The 2070-nt window shown below is 33.0% G+C and carries 2 protein-coding genes; both read right to left on the bottom strand.

Annotated features, from left to right (window positions below; translation table 11 throughout):
• Nucleotides 1-900: 900 nt before the first annotated feature.
• Nucleotides 901-1548 (bottom strand): DUF6518 family protein, encoded by a 648-nt coding sequence (locus I4V44_RS17315; RefSeq protein WP_022420221.1) that lies wholly within the window; start codon nucleotides 1546-1548, stop codon nucleotides 901-903.
• 15 nt (nucleotides 1549-1563) lie between these two features.
• Nucleotides 1564-1938 (bottom strand): DUF2500 domain-containing protein, encoded by a 375-nt coding sequence (locus tag I4V44_RS17310; RefSeq protein ID WP_022420222.1) that lies wholly within the window; start codon nucleotides 1936-1938, stop codon nucleotides 1564-1566.
• Nucleotides 1939-2070: the final 132 nt, after the last annotated feature.

Raw genomic sequence — 2070 nt, 5'->3', positions numbered from 1 at the left:
AATCCTTATTTTTACTGCCCGGTTTATCTTTCTCACCCTGACTTTCTATATACTGATGGATTGTTCCAACAGGTGCTATATTTCAAAGATTTCTTTTGCTCTCTCTAACATTTTATCGTCCAGCATCTTTCTGCTATATTTCATAACCATGATCAGCTAACAACACAGAATGAGAATTATTATGTACACTCACTTATTGCTTATTTCGACCGTCCAATTTTCAAGAGCATATTGTTCTTTTTTTCTATTATAATATATTTATTGTATCAGAACAAGTGTTTTTGTGATTTTTTATGAATTTGAGCAGACATGCTCGAATGTGCAATTCATCCCATCACCTATAGGACGCCACTGAAAAACTATTTTTATACACATTATATAGTGGATTAAAACAAATAAAAACACTTTATATTGTACTGCTTTATGCAAAATAAAGACTTTTTCAGTGGCGTCCCTATAGAGGTGAGGGAATTCTTGCTACGGTTGTTAAATTCCTCCAATCAAAAAAGGCAACTACCATATTTGATAATTGCTTATACTTAAATTTCTGCAAAAGAAAAAGACAATCAATTTCTCGTTTGAAATCAACTGTCTTTCCTATGTCTTATTCAATTTTCCCAAGTGATAATGGCATAATTTATATCACGCCATGTAAAATGCGGTTTCGCCTTGTAAATACAGCATTTTCCGCTTGTTAATGCATATTGTCTCTTGTTTTTTGTGCCCCCCTTGTTAGATAACGGGGGCTTTGAACGGCTCGCCAACGCTCGCCCAACCACCAAAGTGAACCGCCCTCTCGCCAGCAAGCTGGCGTGGCGATATGTCTTACGACCGCCACCGCTGGCGGATCACTTCGACGGTTCGTGAAATTTATATTCTATCTATAATCTTAAAATCTGCCTAACCAAAATGAAATGGAACTAACATATTAAGTATAACAGCAATAACAACTGCACTCAATATCATATACGTTGTCTCCCTAAAGGTGTTACGTTTTAAAGCTATTAATGCACAACCAAAGACTATCACTTCTAAAATTGAATACACATCAAAATAAATCCAACCATAAATAAACGTAAAATTAAATAAAATTGCAATTATTATTACTGAAAGTATAAAAGATATTTTGCTTTTCCCCTTAGCGTACCAACAAACAAAAGCTAACAATGGAGAAATGGCAGTAAAACCAAGCCAAATCATTGCATAATTTTTTGGAAAAAATCCAGCAACAAAATATGAATATAGGTAATAACTTGAAACCATTCCAATGAAAAATACTAACACATTTAATGATGCTCTTATGGAAGAATGACTATAAATTGCAATGTACAAAGCAATCAATAACCATATAGCAAAACGACCCAAAAAATTACTAATATCTAAATATTCAAATATAAATGGCAAAGTATTGCTTGCTGTAGTATCCAAAAATTTTGCAAAAGTTCCTAAAACTATTCCAAAACACAGTATAAGTATTGTATTTATAATTTTCCTAGTAATGGGTATTTCATTCTCTATACTCCTTATCTTATTCAAAAACTTATTCATAATGCACCTCTAGATTCAATTTTCCCTATCAAATGTTAAATATCTTGTGCCTTGGAATGTCAGCTGTCCTTTATCTCCCTCTGCAAGCACACCGTACTCTGAGCCTGATACAGACAGCTCCATTCTATCACCACTATCTACTTGAAATGTCACATAATACGAGGTGCTGGAAATTGTATGAAATCCATGTGCTCCTGATATATCACCAGCGTTTGGTTGATTGTTATGCGTGGTATTCTGACGTTTTGCTACTATTCTTGCTGACACAGTTAAGCGAGGAGAATTATTGTTTTTAAACCAAGTAGCTATTCCTTTTACAAAAGTGAAAACAATTATTATAAAAATCAGTATAAACATTATAGGAAATAACATTTCTATTAGATTAAACATTCTCTTTTTTCCTCCTTAATGAAATTCTATTTTTATTATACCATGCTCCTTTAAGGTAAGCGCTTAAATCTTGGGTAGCTTTACTGTCTACGTTTTTGAACTCATAATGATAGTAAATAGATTTTTACTACA

Source organism: Blautia sp. 1001283B150304_161114_C9 (assembly GCF_015668165.1).
Taxonomy (GTDB): domain Bacteria; phylum Bacillota; class Clostridia; order Lachnospirales; family Lachnospiraceae; genus Blautia_A; species Blautia_A wexlerae.
Note: the sequence above shows the minus strand (reverse complement) of the source record. Positions and strands in the feature narration are given on the sequence as shown.